At 36.2% G+C, this 13,779-nt stretch carries 15 protein-coding genes; 10 read left to right on the top strand and 5 right to left on the bottom strand.

Going from position 1 to position 13,779, the window contains the following annotated elements; all coding sequences use genetic code 11:
* Positions 1-6: 6 nt before the first annotated feature.
* Positions 7-411 (top strand): DUF3221 domain-containing protein, encoded by a 405-nt coding sequence (locus ACHZK0_RS22455; protein WP_395760883.1) that lies wholly within the window; start codon positions 7-9, stop codon positions 409-411.
* Here ACHZK0_RS22455 and pepQ read toward each other — a convergent pair.
* The gene (gene pepQ / locus ACHZK0_RS22450; protein WP_061677028.1) at positions 394-1,491 is read right to left on the bottom strand and encodes a Xaa-Pro dipeptidase; all 1,098 of its coding nucleotides are present in this window, start codon (positions 1,489-1,491) and stop codon (positions 394-396) included. The genes ACHZK0_RS22455 and pepQ overlap by 18 nt on opposite strands.
* A 149-nt stretch (positions 1,492-1,640) precedes the next feature.
* Between pepQ and ACHZK0_RS22445 the strand changes: the two genes are divergently transcribed.
* Positions 1,641-2,324: a metal-dependent hydrolase gene (locus ACHZK0_RS22445; RefSeq protein ID WP_270341907.1), complete on the top strand. Its 684-nt coding sequence runs from the start codon at positions 1,641-1,643 to the stop codon at positions 2,322-2,324.
* Positions 2,325-2,364: 40 nt separating this feature from the next.
* Here the strand turns inward: ACHZK0_RS22445 and ACHZK0_RS22440 are convergent, their stop codons facing one another.
* Positions 2,365-2,526, bottom strand: a complete 162-nt coding sequence (locus tag ACHZK0_RS22440) for a hypothetical protein (RefSeq protein WP_000976299.1) — start codon at positions 2,524-2,526, stop codon at positions 2,365-2,367.
* A gap of 244 nt (positions 2,527-2,770) precedes the next feature.
* Between ACHZK0_RS22440 and ACHZK0_RS22435 the strand changes: the two genes are divergently transcribed.
* The 4 genes from ACHZK0_RS22435 to ACHZK0_RS22420 all read left to right on the top strand — a co-directional run bounded on the left by ACHZK0_RS22435 (position 2,771) and on the right by ACHZK0_RS22420 (position 5,996).
* A complete protein-coding gene (locus ACHZK0_RS22435; protein ID WP_262740125.1) occupies positions 2,771-4,084 on the top strand; it encodes a CBS domain-containing protein in 1,314 nt (437 codons plus the stop codon).
* A 169-nt stretch (positions 4,085-4,253) separates the two neighbouring features.
* Complete coding sequence (locus ACHZK0_RS22430; RefSeq protein WP_262740124.1) at positions 4,254-4,577, top strand: hypothetical protein; 324 nt, start codon at positions 4,254-4,256, stop codon at positions 4,575-4,577.
* A gap of 126 nt (positions 4,578-4,703) precedes the next feature.
* Positions 4,704-5,645 (top strand): phosphotransferase enzyme family protein, encoded by a 942-nt coding sequence (locus tag ACHZK0_RS22425; protein ID WP_395760882.1) that lies wholly within the window; start codon positions 4,704-4,706, stop codon positions 5,643-5,645.
* Positions 5,646-5,732: 87 nt separating this feature from the next.
* Positions 5,733-5,996, top strand: coding sequence for a DUF3949 domain-containing protein (locus tag ACHZK0_RS22420; protein ID WP_061677033.1), 264 nt, complete (start codon positions 5,733-5,735; stop codon positions 5,994-5,996).
* 18 nt (positions 5,997-6,014) lie between these two features.
* On the opposite strand, the gene ACHZK0_RS22415 is transcribed toward ACHZK0_RS22420, so the two are convergent.
* Positions 6,015-6,311: a YtpI family protein gene (locus ACHZK0_RS22415; protein WP_001144772.1), complete on the bottom strand. Its 297-nt coding sequence runs from the start codon at positions 6,309-6,311 to the stop codon at positions 6,015-6,017.
* Positions 6,312-6,471: 160 nt separating this feature from the next.
* Between ACHZK0_RS22415 and ACHZK0_RS22410 the strand changes: the two genes are divergently transcribed.
* Positions 6,472-7,404 (top strand): DHH family phosphoesterase, encoded by a 933-nt coding sequence (locus ACHZK0_RS22410; protein WP_080492535.1) that lies wholly within the window; start codon positions 6,472-6,474, stop codon positions 7,402-7,404.
* 51 nt (positions 7,405-7,455) lie between these two features.
* On the opposite strand, the gene ytrI is transcribed toward ACHZK0_RS22410, so the two are convergent.
* Positions 7,456-7,959 carry a sporulation membrane protein YtrI gene (gene ytrI / locus ACHZK0_RS22405; protein WP_270341954.1) on the bottom strand — a complete coding sequence of 168 codons (504 nt, stop codon included), beginning with the start codon at positions 7,957-7,959 and terminating at the stop codon, positions 7,456-7,458.
* Positions 7,956-8,369: a YtrH family sporulation protein gene (locus ACHZK0_RS22400; protein WP_073516695.1), complete on the bottom strand. Its 414-nt coding sequence runs from the start codon at positions 8,367-8,369 to the stop codon at positions 7,956-7,958. The genes ytrI and ACHZK0_RS22400 overlap by 4 nt, the downstream gene beginning before the upstream one ends.
* Before the next feature lie 42 nt (positions 8,370-8,411).
* Here ACHZK0_RS22400 and dnaE point away from each other — a divergent pair, with 42 nt between their 5' ends.
* The 3 genes from dnaE to ACHZK0_RS22385 all read left to right on the top strand — a co-directional run bounded on the left by dnaE (position 8,412) and on the right by ACHZK0_RS22385 (position 13,739).
* A complete protein-coding gene (dnaE, locus tag ACHZK0_RS22395; protein ID WP_395760881.1) occupies positions 8,412-11,738 on the top strand; it encodes a DNA polymerase III subunit alpha in 3,327 nt (1,108 codons plus the stop codon).
* Between the two features lie 133 nt (positions 11,739-11,871).
* On the top strand, positions 11,872-13,080 hold the full coding sequence (locus ACHZK0_RS22390; protein WP_168216092.1) for an NAD(P)-dependent malic enzyme: 1,209 nt from the start codon (positions 11,872-11,874) through the stop codon (positions 13,078-13,080).
* A 14-nt stretch (positions 13,081-13,094) separates the two neighbouring features.
* Positions 13,095-13,739, top strand: a complete 645-nt coding sequence (locus ACHZK0_RS22385) for a FadR/GntR family transcriptional regulator (protein WP_061677038.1) — start codon at positions 13,095-13,097, stop codon at positions 13,737-13,739.
* Positions 13,740-13,779: the final 40 nt, after the last annotated feature.

The raw sequence follows: 13,779 nt of genomic DNA, 5'->3' as shown, positions 1-13,779 counted from the left end.
TTAAAAATGAATAGGCATATGAAAAAATTAATGTTTTTAAGTGTATTTCTAATCATATTATCAGCGTGCACTACAAAACAAGTAGAGGTAAAAAAAGTACCTGAAGAAGGGTATGTCATAGTAAGAAATGACACGGTATTTTTCGTCAGTGATAAAACGTATGAAACAAAAATAGAGTTACAAAATTATATAGAACAACAAATGAATAAAGAGTATCCATCACATATAGTTTTGAGCTTTAAAGATAAAGGTGCATTTAAACAGTTAAAAACAGGGGATAAAATAAAAGTATGGACTTCTCAAACGCTTGAAAGCTATCCAGCAAAAATGATTGTAGAGAAGTTTGAAATATTAGAGAAACAGAAAAAGGCAGCAATCACGCTGCCTTTTTTCTTATTTCACAAATTGTAATTCTTTCGGGAATTTCGTTAAAATTTCTGACCCGTCTTTTGTGATATAAATATCATCTTCAATACGAACGCCACCTACGTTTGGTACGTAAATACCTGGCTCGATTGTGAAGACCATACCTTCTTTTAATGGAGACTCGTTACCAGCTTTCACATCTGGATATTCGTGTACGCTAATTCCAAGTCCGTGACCAAGGCGGTGCGGGAAGAAGTCGCCGTAACCTGCATCTGCGATCACAGAACGAGCAGCGTTGTCGATTGCGCCAAGTGTAACACCTGGTTTACATGCTTCAACTGCTTGTAGTTGTCCAGCAAGTACAGTGTTATAAATGCGAGTTTGCTCTTCTGAAAGTTCACCGAATGCTACTGTACGTGTAATATCAGAGCAATAACCTTCAATGATTACGCCTAAATCAAATAGTACGAAATCGCCGCGTTTCATTTTGTTTGCACCTGGAATACCGTGTGGAAGAGCAGAGTTTGCACCTGCTAATACCATCGTATCAAATGACATTTTATGTATGCCCTTTGTTTTTAATTCGTGTTCAATAATTGCTAGTACTTCTAGCTCGCTACGATCTTCTTTAATTGCATTTACACCAACTTCAACAGCGTAGTCCGCCATTTTAGCTGCTTCACGTAAAATAGAAAGTTCTTTTTCATCTTTAATTAAACGAAGTTCGCGAACTTTTTCTTCAGCTGATTTGAAAGCTGCATTTGGGAATAGTTTTGTTAATTCTTCGTAACGTTCTACGTTTAAATGTTCTTTTTCAATTGCAACTGCGTTTGCATTGATGCCGCGGTCTTTAATTGCTTTTGCAATCATATCCCATGGTCTGTCAGTATCAGTAAATCCGATAATTTCATGTGCCCAGCCAGCGTTACGCGCTTGACCTTCTTCCATTTTAGGACAAATTAAAATAGGCTCTTTTTCTTGGAATACAAACATACCAAGAAGTCTTTCGTGTGGTTCACAGTGGAAGTTTGTCATGTAGAAAACGTTTGGTGTAGAAGTTAAGAACGCAGCTTCTACGTTTTTTTCTTTTAGCCATTGCATTAAATTTTCTAATCTAGCATTCATCGATTGGCACCCCCGAGATATTTAATTACAAATATAACTTTACATCGGAGGAAAGCGTTATGACAAGTAAATAGATGTTAGAAAAGACAGGGAATTTAAAAATCATGTAGAATAAAAAGTGAGAATGTGAATAGGGGAGGAATGTAGTAATGAAAGTATCTTATCACGGGCATTCAGTTGTAAAGATTGAAACGAATGGAAAAGTGATTTTAATTGACCCATTTTTAACTGGAAATCCTACAACAGATTTAAAGGCTGAAGATGTTAAAGTAGATGCGATTCTTTTATCGCATGGACATGGTGATCATGTTGGAGATACAGTAGAGCTTGCGAAGAAAAATAATGCAGTTGTTGTGGCACCATTTGAACTAGCGACCTTTTTAAGTTGGCAAGGTGTGAATATACATCCGATGCATATTGGTGGTTCGCATGAATTTGACTTCGGAAAAGTGAAGTTTACACAAGCATTCCACGGTTCTAGTTATATTGATGAAGACAATAAGACGATTACATATACAGGTATGCCAGCAGGTATTTTATTTACAGCAGAAGAGAAAACTGTGTACCATGCAGGAGATACCGCTCTATTCTCTGATATGAAATTAATTGGGGAACTGAACAACATTGATATAGCATTTTTACCAATTGGTGATAATTTCACAATGGGACCAGAAGATGCTGTTTTAGCAGCGAAATGGGTTCAAGCGAAAACTGTTGTACCGATGCATTACAATACGTTCCCAGTAATTGAACAAGACCCATATCAATTTGTAGAAAAGCTACAAAATTGTACAGGGAAAGTATTAGAAGCTGGAGAAAGTATTACACTATAGAAAAGAAACCCTTCATTTGAAAAGACAAGTGAAGGGTTTTTTACGTGTGTAGGACAGCTTTTAAAGTTTGTACTTGTTTTGGTGATTCTTTTCTTTTTGGAAGTGGCTGTTCAGGTGTTTCATTCAATTCCATTGCAACTTTTTTCCCGTCTACGAAAGCTAAAAATACAGCACCTACAACTTCTAATAATTTTTTCATCATGTATCCGCTCCTTTGTTTCATTTCTTGTCTTCATTGTATATTGAAGCGGCTGGACAAACTATCGAACGAGATGACAATACCATTACATTGTTGTAATAGAAGAAGTAGTATAATGTAAGGCGTATTTTGTTATAAAAAAAATAGTACAGATATACAAAGAGAGAGTGTAACAGTTTTGAAAATATAGTATACTGAAAATACAACACATGAAGAATTTAGGGAAAAGAAAGTATGGTGAAACCATTTGGCTACCAAGCATAACCAAATTTTAGAACATATTAATAGCCTGCCAGTAGGGCATAAAATTTCTGTAAGGCAAATTGCGAAAGATTTGAGTGTAAGTGAAGGGACAGCTTACCGTGCAATTAAAGATGCAGAAAATAAAGGATATGTTAGTACGATTGAACGTGTCGGAACAATTCGAATTGAACAAAAGAAGAAAGAGAATATTGAAAAGCTGACATATGCAGAAGTCGTTAACATTGTCGATGGTCAAGTACTTGGGGGCAGAGAAGGACTACATAAGACGTTAAATAAATTCGTAATCGGGGCAATGAAATTAGAAGCGATGATGCGCTATACAGAAGCAGGGAACTTACTGATTATCGGTAACCGTACGAACGCACATCAATTAGCGTTAGAAGCCGGAGCTGCGGTATTGATTACGGGTGGATTTGATACGGAAGATCATGTGAAGAAATTAGCAGATGAATTAAAACTGCCGATTATTTCAAGTAGTTACGATACATTTACAGTTGCGACGTTAATTAACCGTGCGATTTATGATCAGCTTATTAAGAAAGAAATAGTACTCGTTGAAGATATTTTAACACCAATTGAAGAGACACTATATTTAAAACCAGGTGATACAGTACAGCAATGGCATGCGTATAACGAAGAGACGATGCACGGAAGATATCCAATTGTTGATGAAAATAAAAAGGTATTAGGTATTGTAACTTCAAAAGATATGATCGGTGTAGCGAAAGAAACACCAATTGATAAAGTGATGACAAAACATCCAATTACGGTAAATGGAAAAATGTCTGTCGCGGCTGCGGCACGTATGATGGTGTGGGAAGGTATTGAGTTACTTCCTGTTGTTGATGAAGGAAATAAACTGCAAGGTATTATTAGCCGTCAAGATGTACTTCAGGCGTTGCAAATGATTCAGCGTCAACCACAAGTTGGGGAAACAATCGATGATATTGTAACGAATCAATTCATGACACCGAAAGAAGCAAAAAATGAACATCTATATCAATTTTCAGTGACACCGCAAATGACCAATTCAATCGGAACGTTATCTTACGGTGTATTCGCAACGATTGTGACGGAAGCAACGAATCGCGTTATTCGTGCGCAAAAGAAAAGTGATTTAATTGTTGAGAACTTAACAATTTATTTCGTAAAACCAGTTCAAATTGACAATGTTGTATCGGTTCATCCGAAGGTATTAGAAATTGGACGTAAATTTGGTAAGGTGGATGTAGAAGTACATCATGAAGGTAATGTTGTCGGGAAAGCATTACTTATGGTGCAGTTGATCGATAAATAAAAAGATGGAGCAAGCCGCTTTGGTTTGTTCCATTTTTTTTTTAAGAACGCTATAGTAGGGAGTTTTTTAATGTAGTTAGCAACTGAATCTATCACGTTCTGTTTCATATTTATAAGTAGGGGCACGCAATCGCTTGAAGATGCTTGAACAATAATTGTGGAGGTGTCGAATGGGAGTAATAGTTCTCGTTTTAGGGGTAGTATTTGCAATAACTTTTCATGTGTTAACACATAGAAGAATGGATTCAAATAAAAAGAAATTGTATATAGTGAGTTTGGTTTTCGCTATTATTTGTTCCTTTATCCCTACAACTGGAGAAAATAAGAGCGATTTTCTTTACTTTGGTATACCAGCAGAAAATTTCATTTATTATGGTGGATGGGAAATTTCGTTTAATCCATTAGGTTTTTTCTTTAACTTTATTTTGTTTTATTTGGTTTTGAAGTTAATGCTTAAGCTACGTAAGAGTTCGGGTAGAGAAGTGAAAAAATAGAAGGATATGTATCAATGTGGATAGAAAATTAGTTGTTAGTCGATTACGCTACTAATCATTAAAAGATAACAATCGTGTGATTGGATAGGGAAACGATGCTTCACTATATGAACTAGGGGGAAAAGAATGGATTGTCACACTAAAGAGCAGTTATGTAAGCAATATAATTTAAATAGTCTTACGAAAATTTCATTGTTGCATGGGGGAGAAAATCAAACATATATATTCGAATCGGACAAAAATAAATTTGTAGTTAGGCAGTATAGAGAAGGACGTTATACAGCAGAGCAGATAGAGGCTGAAATACATTGGTTAATAGCGATACAAAAACAAATGTTAGTACCAGAAGTAGTTGCAAATAAAAATGGTGATTGGATTACATCTGTTATGAAAGATGAGGGAAGTATTCGGTATTTTGTTGTCTTTAGGTTTATAAACGGAAGTGAAATTTTAGAACCAAGGGATAAGGATTATGAAAAACTTGGGTCACTAATGCGAATGTTTCATGAAAAAACAAATGAAGTGCTCAAAAGAGTACCGCAAACTTGGAGAGGTTACGAAAGGCCGATATATAGTGAGCAAAAGATAATCCACGAGCCTTTACAGCGATTACTAAATGCTTCATTTCTATCGCATGCGGATAAGCATAAATGCATGAAAATCGCAGAAAGAATACAAGAACTCACAAATTCAACTCAACTAGGAGAAAAACAATTTGTTCATGGGGATATGCATTTTGGTAATGTTCTTATAGACAAAGAGGATTTGTATTTACTTGATTTTGATGAATGTGGATTTGGGTATAAAGAGTTTGATATTGGGGTTCCGAGATTACATTTAATTGCTTCGGGACAGTTAGAAGACGTATGGGGGAATTTCATGATGGGATATGGGGAAAATATTTCGGAAGCAGCCATGCGACTTGGGACTGCCTTGAGAATTTTTTATATGGCGGGAAAGATTCCGTTAAGACTTGATATCGAGCCTATTAGAAAAAATCCCGGTGCTTTTATTCGGCGATATGTTCAGTACGCTGAAAAAGAGTTATGTGGAGAGACGGTTATATAAAGAAGACAGAATAGTTATTTAATTAGGTTATATACTATGTTATAATTAGATTGTAAGAAAATGGATTATAGAAAGGCGGTATGCATTATGTCATCAGAGGTACTCTTTTTTGGTGGAATCGCACTATTTTACTTTCTTGTGATGATACCGTTTCAATATTTATATTTACAAGGTTTACATGAAAAAAAGAAACGAACAGGCTTATCTCAGCGAGAACTATATGAAAAAATGTCTTTTGAGGAAGAACAATTACATTTTCACGTACAAGGAAATCCCTTTAATATACCGTCTGCGTTTGTTGCATATATGATTTTGAAAGTTAGGGGACGTAAAAAAGCATCACAATATTGATGCTTTTTTTACGTTGCTTCAGACAGATTCAGCTTCTTCAACGGCTAATGGTAAGAAATGTTTGTATTGGCGAAATCCATTAAATACACTTGCACTACCAAATAGAACAAATAAAACACCAACGATAATACGAGCGGTTGAAAGTTCTAAAAAGAATTGGTTTATCCCGAAGAATAAGACGAATGAACCGAGTGCCATTGCGGATTTTCCTGAGAGCCAACCTTTCTCCATTGGGCGGTTTGTACGAAAGTATTTTGTTTTGTAGAAGAGATACAACATAAATGAGACGATAATACAGAAGACTAATACTGGCATAATGCACACTCCCATCGCTTTATGAAAAATAATAGTGGAGAAAAAAGAAATATCTAAACTTTCTAACTTTTATTATAAAGCAATTGTTCGCATGTATGAAATACTTTCCGTTATAATGGAAGATAAAGTGAAGAAGTTGAGTAAAAAGGAGATTATACATATGCATGAGCAAATTTTAGGAGCAATTAAAGAGTTTGATACAATTATTATTCATCGCCATGTGCGTCCAGATCCAGATGCGTTAGGTTCACAGGGCGGTCTTGGTACCATTCTACAAGAATCGTTTCCAGAGAAAAATATTTATACGGTTGGGTATAATGAGCCGTCACTAGAATATTTACGAGTAATGGATGATATTGAAGATAGTGTATATGAAAATGCACTTGTAATCGTATGTGATACTGCGAACCAAGAACGTGTTGACGATCAACGCTATGCAAAAGGGAAGATGTTAATTAAAATTGACCATCATCCAAATGAAGATCCCTACGGAGATATTACGTGGGTAGATACGACAGCAAGTTCTACAAGTGAAATGATTTATGAGTTTTACAGTTATGGAAAAGATAAAGGATTACAGATAACAAAAGAAGCAGCTCGTCTTATTTTAGCGGGGATTGTTGGGGATACAGGTCGTTTCTTATTCCCGAATACAACAGCGAAAACACTTCGTTATGTAAGTGAACTTGTTGATATGGATGTGAAATTCACAGATTTATACAATGAAATGTATAAGACGAAAGAAAAGATTGCTCGTTTGAACGGCTATATTTTACAAAACTTTACGATGGTAGAAGAAGGAGCAGCTTACATTAAATTAACGAGAGAAGTATTAGAAAAGTTTGATGTACTCCCTTCTGAGGCATCTGGCGTTGTTGGAGCACTTGGTAATATTGATGGATTAAAGTCGTGGGTTCTATTTTTAGAGGAAGACGATGTGATTCGTGTTCGTCTTCGTTCAAAAGGACCAGTTATAAATAAATTAGCAATGCAATATAATGGCGGAGGGCATCCGATGGCTTCGGGTGCAAAAGCATCTTCTTGGGAAGAAGCGGATCGTCTTTTTGCTGATTTACGTGAGTTGTGTAGATAAGAGATTATATATGAAAACGAAAAGAAGGAGCGGCGCTAAAGCCCTCCTTCTTTATTTTTCTTTCTCTATAGTAATGCTAATTTCAAGCACAGTATCAAAAGATATTGTATCGACTTTAAAGCGGTATAGACGATCGTAATGTTTGTACGTTTTGTTTTCGATTACCTTTTTGAGTAGGTCTTTATTTTTTGCGATACTTTGTATGTTTTTCGTTAAAAGGTGCTGGAGGTCATTATGAATAGAAGTGGTCATATTTTCGAGTGTAAGATTGTCTAAATCGTATTTTTCTCGATTAATTATTTTTATTTTAATCTCTTGAATAGTTAAGAGTCGTTTATTTTCTGTATTCAATTTTTCTTGATCTTCGAGAAGGACGTGGAGCTTTGCTTCTTGTTTTTCTATAATTTCTCGTTGCTCTGCTATTTTACTAGCTTGTTCTTCTTGAAAAACACCGTATATGTACAAAAAAATAAACCAGCTCAATACGCCTCCAACAGCAGCACCAGCTAAAACTAAATACCATTTTTTTGCTGTATTGGCACTTGGTACTCTCATACATGTTCCTGAGTTAGCCATTTAATAATAGTAAGACCTGTTTGCATACCACCCGTTGCGAAAAAAATAAGGAGAATTTGTTTTACGATATCTTTCATATCTCCGCCAAAGAAACTTCTTTCAAAGCTATAAAAAGTATCAAATGTTCCGCCAATTGCTGCAACGAGTGCCCAAATCCTTAAATTTTGGGCGAATTGATTAATGTAGGTTAGAGTTGGTTTTCCGATAAGGAATGCACCAAAGCCGCCAATTAATGAACCACCGAGTATAACCCCAAAGGCAATAAAATAACTAATAATAAGCAGAGAGAAAAAAGTGTGTTCTCTTACATCCATCGTCATTCCCCTTTCTTCTTCATATATATGGACAAAGTATAAGAAGTATGTTTTGATTTCCGCTTTCCTCATCACCTATAATAAAAGTAGTCAAATTGGTAAAGAGAGGGTACAACAGTGAAGTTTGTGCATTTACAATGTCAAACCGTTTTTAGTTTATTAAAAAGTGCTTGTAAAATTGATGAGCTTGTAGTCAGGGCGAAAGAACTTGGTTTTTCATCACTGGCTATTACGGATGAAAATGTTATGTATGGCGTTATTCCGTTTTATAAAGCATGTAAGAAACATGGTATACAGCCTATTATCGGCTTAACAGCTTCTATTTTTAGTGAAGAAGATGAGAAATCTTATCCGCTTGTTTTACTTGCTGAAAATGAAATAGGCTATCAAAATTTATTAAAGATTTCTAGTAGCATTATGACGAAGTCAAAAGAAGGTATTCCGAAAAAGTGGCTTGCCCATTATGCGAAAGGATTAATTGCTATTTCACCAGGTAAAGATGGGGAAATAGAACAATTATTATTAGAAGACAAAGAGAGTGAAGCTGAAGAAGTAGCTCGCATGTACCAAAGTATGTTCAGCAATTTTTATATGAGTTTGCAGCATCATGCGATTCAAGATGAACTGCTTTTGCAAGAGAAATTACCTGCATTTATGAGTAGGATAAATGTTCCAGTCGTTGCAACAAACGATGTACGCTACATCAATCAAAGTGACGCACTTGTTCATGAGTGTTTATTATCTGTTGAAAGTGGATCGAAAATGACGGATCCAGATAGGCCGAGGCTGAAAACAGACCAATATTATTTAAAATCATCAGATGAAATGGAAGCACTATTTTCTCACGTAGAAGAGGCGATTTACAATACAGTAGAAATTGCAGAACGTTGCAGAGTAGAAATACCATTTCATGTAAATCAATTACCGAAATTTCCTGTTCCAGCTAACGAGACGAATGATATGTATTTACGCCGTGTTTGTGAAGAAGGGTTGCAGAAACGTTATGGTACGCCGAAAGAAGTACATATCCAGCGTTTAAATCATGAATTAAACGTTATTTCTAGTATGGGGTTTAGTGATTATTTCCTCATCGTATGGGATTTTATGAAGTATGCGCATGAAAATCATATTTTAACAGGACCAGGACGTGGGTCGGCAGCTGGATCACTTGTTTCTTACGTATTAGAAATTACAGATATTGATCCGATTGAATATGATCTATTATTTGAAAGATTTTTAAACCCCGAACGTGTGACACTTCCAGATATTGATATCGATTTTCCAGATATAAGACGTGATGAGATGATTCGATATGTGAAAGATAAATATGGTCAGCTTCGTGTTGCACAAATCGTAACGTTTGGGACGCTTGCAGCAAAAGCAGCAATTAGAGATATTGCGCGTGTGATGGGGCTTCCGCCGCGAGATATTGATATATTCTCAAAACTTATCCCATCAAAGCTTGGTATAACGTTAAAAGATGCATATGAGGAATCACAATCACTCCGTGAGTTCATACAAGGGAATCTTCTTCATGAGCGTGTGTTTGAAATTGCAAAACGTGTAGAAGGCTTACCACGTCATACGTCTATTCATGCAGCTGGCGTTATTATGAGCCAAGAGCCGTTAACAGGAAGTGTTGCAATTCAAGAAGGGCATAACGATGTGTATGTGACGCAATATCCAGCTGATGCATTAGAAGAACTTGGTTTGTTAAAGATGGACTTTTTAGGATTACGTAATTTAACATTACTTGAAAATATTATAAAGTTTATCGTGAGAAAAACGGGGACACAAATTGATATAAGAAATTTACCACTTCAAGATGAAAAAACGTTCCAATTGTTAGGTAGAGGGGATACAACAGGTGTATTCCAGCTTGAATCAGGTGGTATGCGAAATGTACTTCGTGGGTTAAAACCGAATGAATTTGAAGATATTGTCGCTGTTAACTCGTTATATAGACCAGGCCCAATGGAACAAATTCCGACCTTTATTGAATCAAAGCATGGAAAAAGAAAAATTGAATATTTACATCCGGACTTAAAGCCAATTTTAGAAAGAACGTACGGTGTAATTGTATATCAAGAACAAATTATGCAAATTGCGTCGAAATTAGCAGGATTCTCGCTCGGAGAAGCAGATTTATTACGCCGTGCAGTGAGTAAAAAAAATCGTGATATTTTAGATCAGGAACGTAAGCATTTTGTGCAAGGTTGTTTACAAAATGGTTATGACGAGACATCTGCAGAGAAAATTTATGATTTAATTGTAAGATTTGCGAATTACGGTTTTAACCGAAGTCACGCAGTTGCCTACAGTATGATTGGATATCAGCTTGCCTACTTAAAAGCGAATTATACGCTGGAATTTATGACAGCACTATTATCAAGTGCAATTGGAAATGAAGATAAGATTGTGCAGTATATACGAGAAACGAAGCGAAAAGGTTTTCACGTTTTGCCGCCGTCTCTTCAGAGGAGTGGTTACAATTTCCAAATAGAAGGCAATGCGATACGTTACAGCTTACTTTCCATTCGAAACATCGGAATGGCTACAGTGACAGCATTACTCGAAGAACGAGAGAAAAAAATGTTTGAAGATTTATTTGAATTTTGTCTTCGCATGCCATCAAAGTTTGTAACAGAGCGAAATTTAGAGGCGTTCGTCTGGTCTGGATGTTTTGATGATTTTGGTGTTTCGAGAACGAATTTATGGAAAAGTCTTAAAGGAGCGTTAGAGTACGCAAATCTTGCACGTGATTTAGGAGATGCTGTTCCGAAATCAAAATACGTACAAGGAGAAGAGCTCTCTTTTATTGAACAGTTAAATAAAGAAAAGGAAGCATTAGGCTTTTATTTATCAAGCTATCCGACAGCGCAGTATGTAAAGTTAGCGAAAGAATTAGAAATTCCATCTCTCGCTCAAGCGATGCGGCATAAGAAAAAAGTACAAAGAGCGATCGTGTATATAACAAGCGTGAGAGTAATTCGTACGAAAAAGTTGCAAAAGATGGCGTTTATTACATTTTGTGATCAAAATGATGAAATGGAAGCAGTTCTTTTCCCTGAAACGTATATACATTTCTCAGATAAGTTACAAGAAGGGGCAATTGTATTAGTTGACGGTATGATTGAACTTAGAAATCATAAGTTGCAATGGATTGTAAATGGGCTATATCCGTTAGAAGAAATGGATGTGTATGAAGAAAAGAAAGACGCATCTGTTTACGTGAAATTGCCGTCTCAGTATGAGAAAAAGTTGTTAAATCAGGTTACTAAAATATTGTTTGACTATTCGGGTTTTGCGAAAGTACTAATTTATTATGAAAAGGAACATAAAATGGTACAATTATCACGAAGTTTATCGATTCATCCAAGTGAAGAATGTTTAGGAGCACTTCGTGAAATTGTCGGGGAAGAAAATGTGGTTGTGAAAATATAATGGACAATTTCCCTACACTTCGATTATTATAGTAGTAGTGTTCGTGGTCAGACCACTTGGAGAAATTGATATCAGCTAGAATAATTTGAGGAGAGTGGATAGTTTGTCAACACTTCGTGAAGAAGCACTTCACATGCATAAAGTGCATCAAGGAAAATTAGAAACTGTATCAAAAGTAAAAGTAGAAAATGCAAAAGATTTAAGTCTTGCATATTCTCCAGGGGTTGCAGAGCCTTGTAAAGAAATTTATGACGATAAAAGTAAGGTATATGAATATACGATGAAGGGAAATATGGTAGCAGTTGTGACTGATGGAACGGCTGTACTTGGTCTTGGTAACATTGGACCTGAAGCATCTCTTCCAGTAATGGAAGGTAAAGCTGTATTATTCAAGAGCTTTGCTGGTGTAGATGCATTCCCAATTGCCTTAAATACAAACGATGTAGATAAAATTGTTGAAACTGTAAAATTAATGGAGCCAACTTTTGGCGGCGTTAACTTAGAGGATATCGCAGCACCAAACTGCTTCATTATTGAAGAACGTTTGAAAAAAGAAACAAATATTCCTATCTTCCATGATGATCAACACGGAACAGCTATCGTAACAGTAGCAGGTCTTGTGAACGCGCTAAAATTAGTTGGAAAGAAAATGTCTGACATTAAAGTTGTCGCAAATGGCGCAGGTGCAGCAGGTATTGCAATTATTAAACTTTTATATCGCTATGGTGTACGCGACATTATTATGTGTGACCGTAAAGGTGCGATCTATGAGGGTCGTCCTACAGGTATGAATCCTGTGAAGGATGAAGTTGCAAAATATACAAATAAGAATCGTATCGAAGGTTCTTTAGCTGATGTTGTACAAGGTGCGGACGTATTCATTGGTGTATCTGCAGAAGGTGCATTAACAGAAGAGATGGTTCGTACAATGAATGACGATGCAATTATTTTTGCAATGGCGAATCCAGTTCCAGAAATTATGCCAGAATTGGCAAAAGCAGCGGGCGCAGCTGTTGTTGGAACGGGTCGTTCTGACTTCGCAAACCAAGTAAATAATGTACTAGCGTTCCCTGGTATTTTCCGCGGTGCACTTGACGTACATGCGACACAAATTAACGAAGAAATGAAGATGGCAGCTGTACAGGCTATTGCTGAGCTTGTAGCAGAAGATGAGTTGAATGCAGACTATATCATTCCTGCACCGTTTGACGCGCGTGTAGCGCCTCAAGTGGCAGCTTACGTTGCGAAAGCTGCAATGGAGACAGGAGTAGCTCGCCGTCAAGTAGATCCAAATGAGATTGCTGAGAAAACAAAACAATTAGCGCTGATTGGTAAAGAATAAGCGAGGAATTTCCATTGACATCATCAAATACAAAAGTATATCTCGAAATTGTAAAAAAAATCCGTTCCATTATGGAAGAAGATGGATTGGTGGCGGGGGATCGTTTGCCGTCTGAGCGTGAGTTAAGTTCACGTTTAAACGTAGGGCGTTCCTCTGTAAGAGAAGCATTGCGTGCTTTAGAACTGGTAGGATTGATTGAAACGAGACGTGGTGAAGGGACGTTTATTCGAAACTTTTACGATAACGGTCTTGTACAATTGATTGCGCCATTCTTGCTGCAAGATGAGAAAACAATTCGTGATTTATTACAAACAAAACGATTGCTTGAGAAAGATATGATTCGAATTGTATGTAATTTACCGAAAGAAACGTTTTCTAAAGTGCTAAGTAAATTACACAAAGTACTTGAAGAAAATGAAAACTCAATTCCGATGCTTCATCAAACGTTCTTTAAAACACTTATTGAACAAGTCGATAATTATTTACTTTATCGCATTTGGATGATCGTAAATGATTACGTATCAACTCTTTCTTGTAAAGTTTCAGGAGATTCTATCGATATGTATAGAAAGCTTTATGCTACTTTGGAAGAAAAACAAGAAAATGATGCACTAAAAATTTACGATGAATTAGTAGAGAATATACAGTTTCACTCGTAATGTATAAAATTTGTCGAAATGACCATGACACGTTATGACA

It is taken from the genome of Bacillus sp. 3G2, assembly GCF_044324725.1.
GTDB classification, from domain to species: domain Bacteria; phylum Bacillota; class Bacilli; order Bacillales; family Bacillaceae_G; genus Bacillus_A; species Bacillus_A mobilis.
The sequence above is the reverse complement of the archived record's forward strand: the minus strand, read 5'-3'. Positions and strand labels throughout refer to the sequence as shown.

Coding starts and splice junctions, on each gene's coding strand:
- ACHZK0_RS22440 (WP_000976299.1), bottom strand. CDS start 2,526: ATGATGAAAAAATTATTAGAAGTTGTAGGTGCTGTATTTTTAGCTTTC.
- ACHZK0_RS22455 (WP_395760883.1), top strand. CDS start 7: ATGAATAGGCATATGAAAAAATTAATGTTTTTAAGTGTATTTCTAATC.
- ACHZK0_RS22425 (WP_395760882.1), top strand. CDS start 4,704: ATGGATTGTCACACTAAAGAGCAGTTATGTAAGCAATATAATTTAAAT.
- ACHZK0_RS22410 (WP_080492535.1), top strand. CDS start 6,472: ATGCATGAGCAAATTTTAGGAGCAATTAAAGAGTTTGATACAATTATT.
- ytrI (WP_270341954.1), bottom strand. CDS start 7,959: ATGAGAGTACCAAGTGCCAATACAGCAAAAAAATGGTATTTAGTTTTA.
- ACHZK0_RS22430 (WP_262740124.1), top strand. CDS start 4,254: ATGGGAGTAATAGTTCTCGTTTTAGGGGTAGTATTTGCAATAACTTTT.
- ACHZK0_RS22420 (WP_061677033.1), top strand. CDS start 5,733: ATGTCATCAGAGGTACTCTTTTTTGGTGGAATCGCACTATTTTACTTT.
- ACHZK0_RS22390 (WP_168216092.1), top strand. CDS start 11,872: ATGCATAAAGTGCATCAAGGAAAATTAGAAACTGTATCAAAAGTAAAA.
- ACHZK0_RS22415 (WP_001144772.1), bottom strand. CDS start 6,311: ATGCCAGTATTAGTCTTCTGTATTATCGTCTCATTTATGTTGTATCTC.
- pepQ (WP_061677028.1), bottom strand. CDS start 1,491: ATGAATGCTAGATTAGAAAATTTAATGCAATGGCTAAAAGAAAAAAAC.
- ACHZK0_RS22445 (WP_270341907.1), top strand. CDS start 1,641: ATGAAAGTATCTTATCACGGGCATTCAGTTGTAAAGATTGAAACGAAT.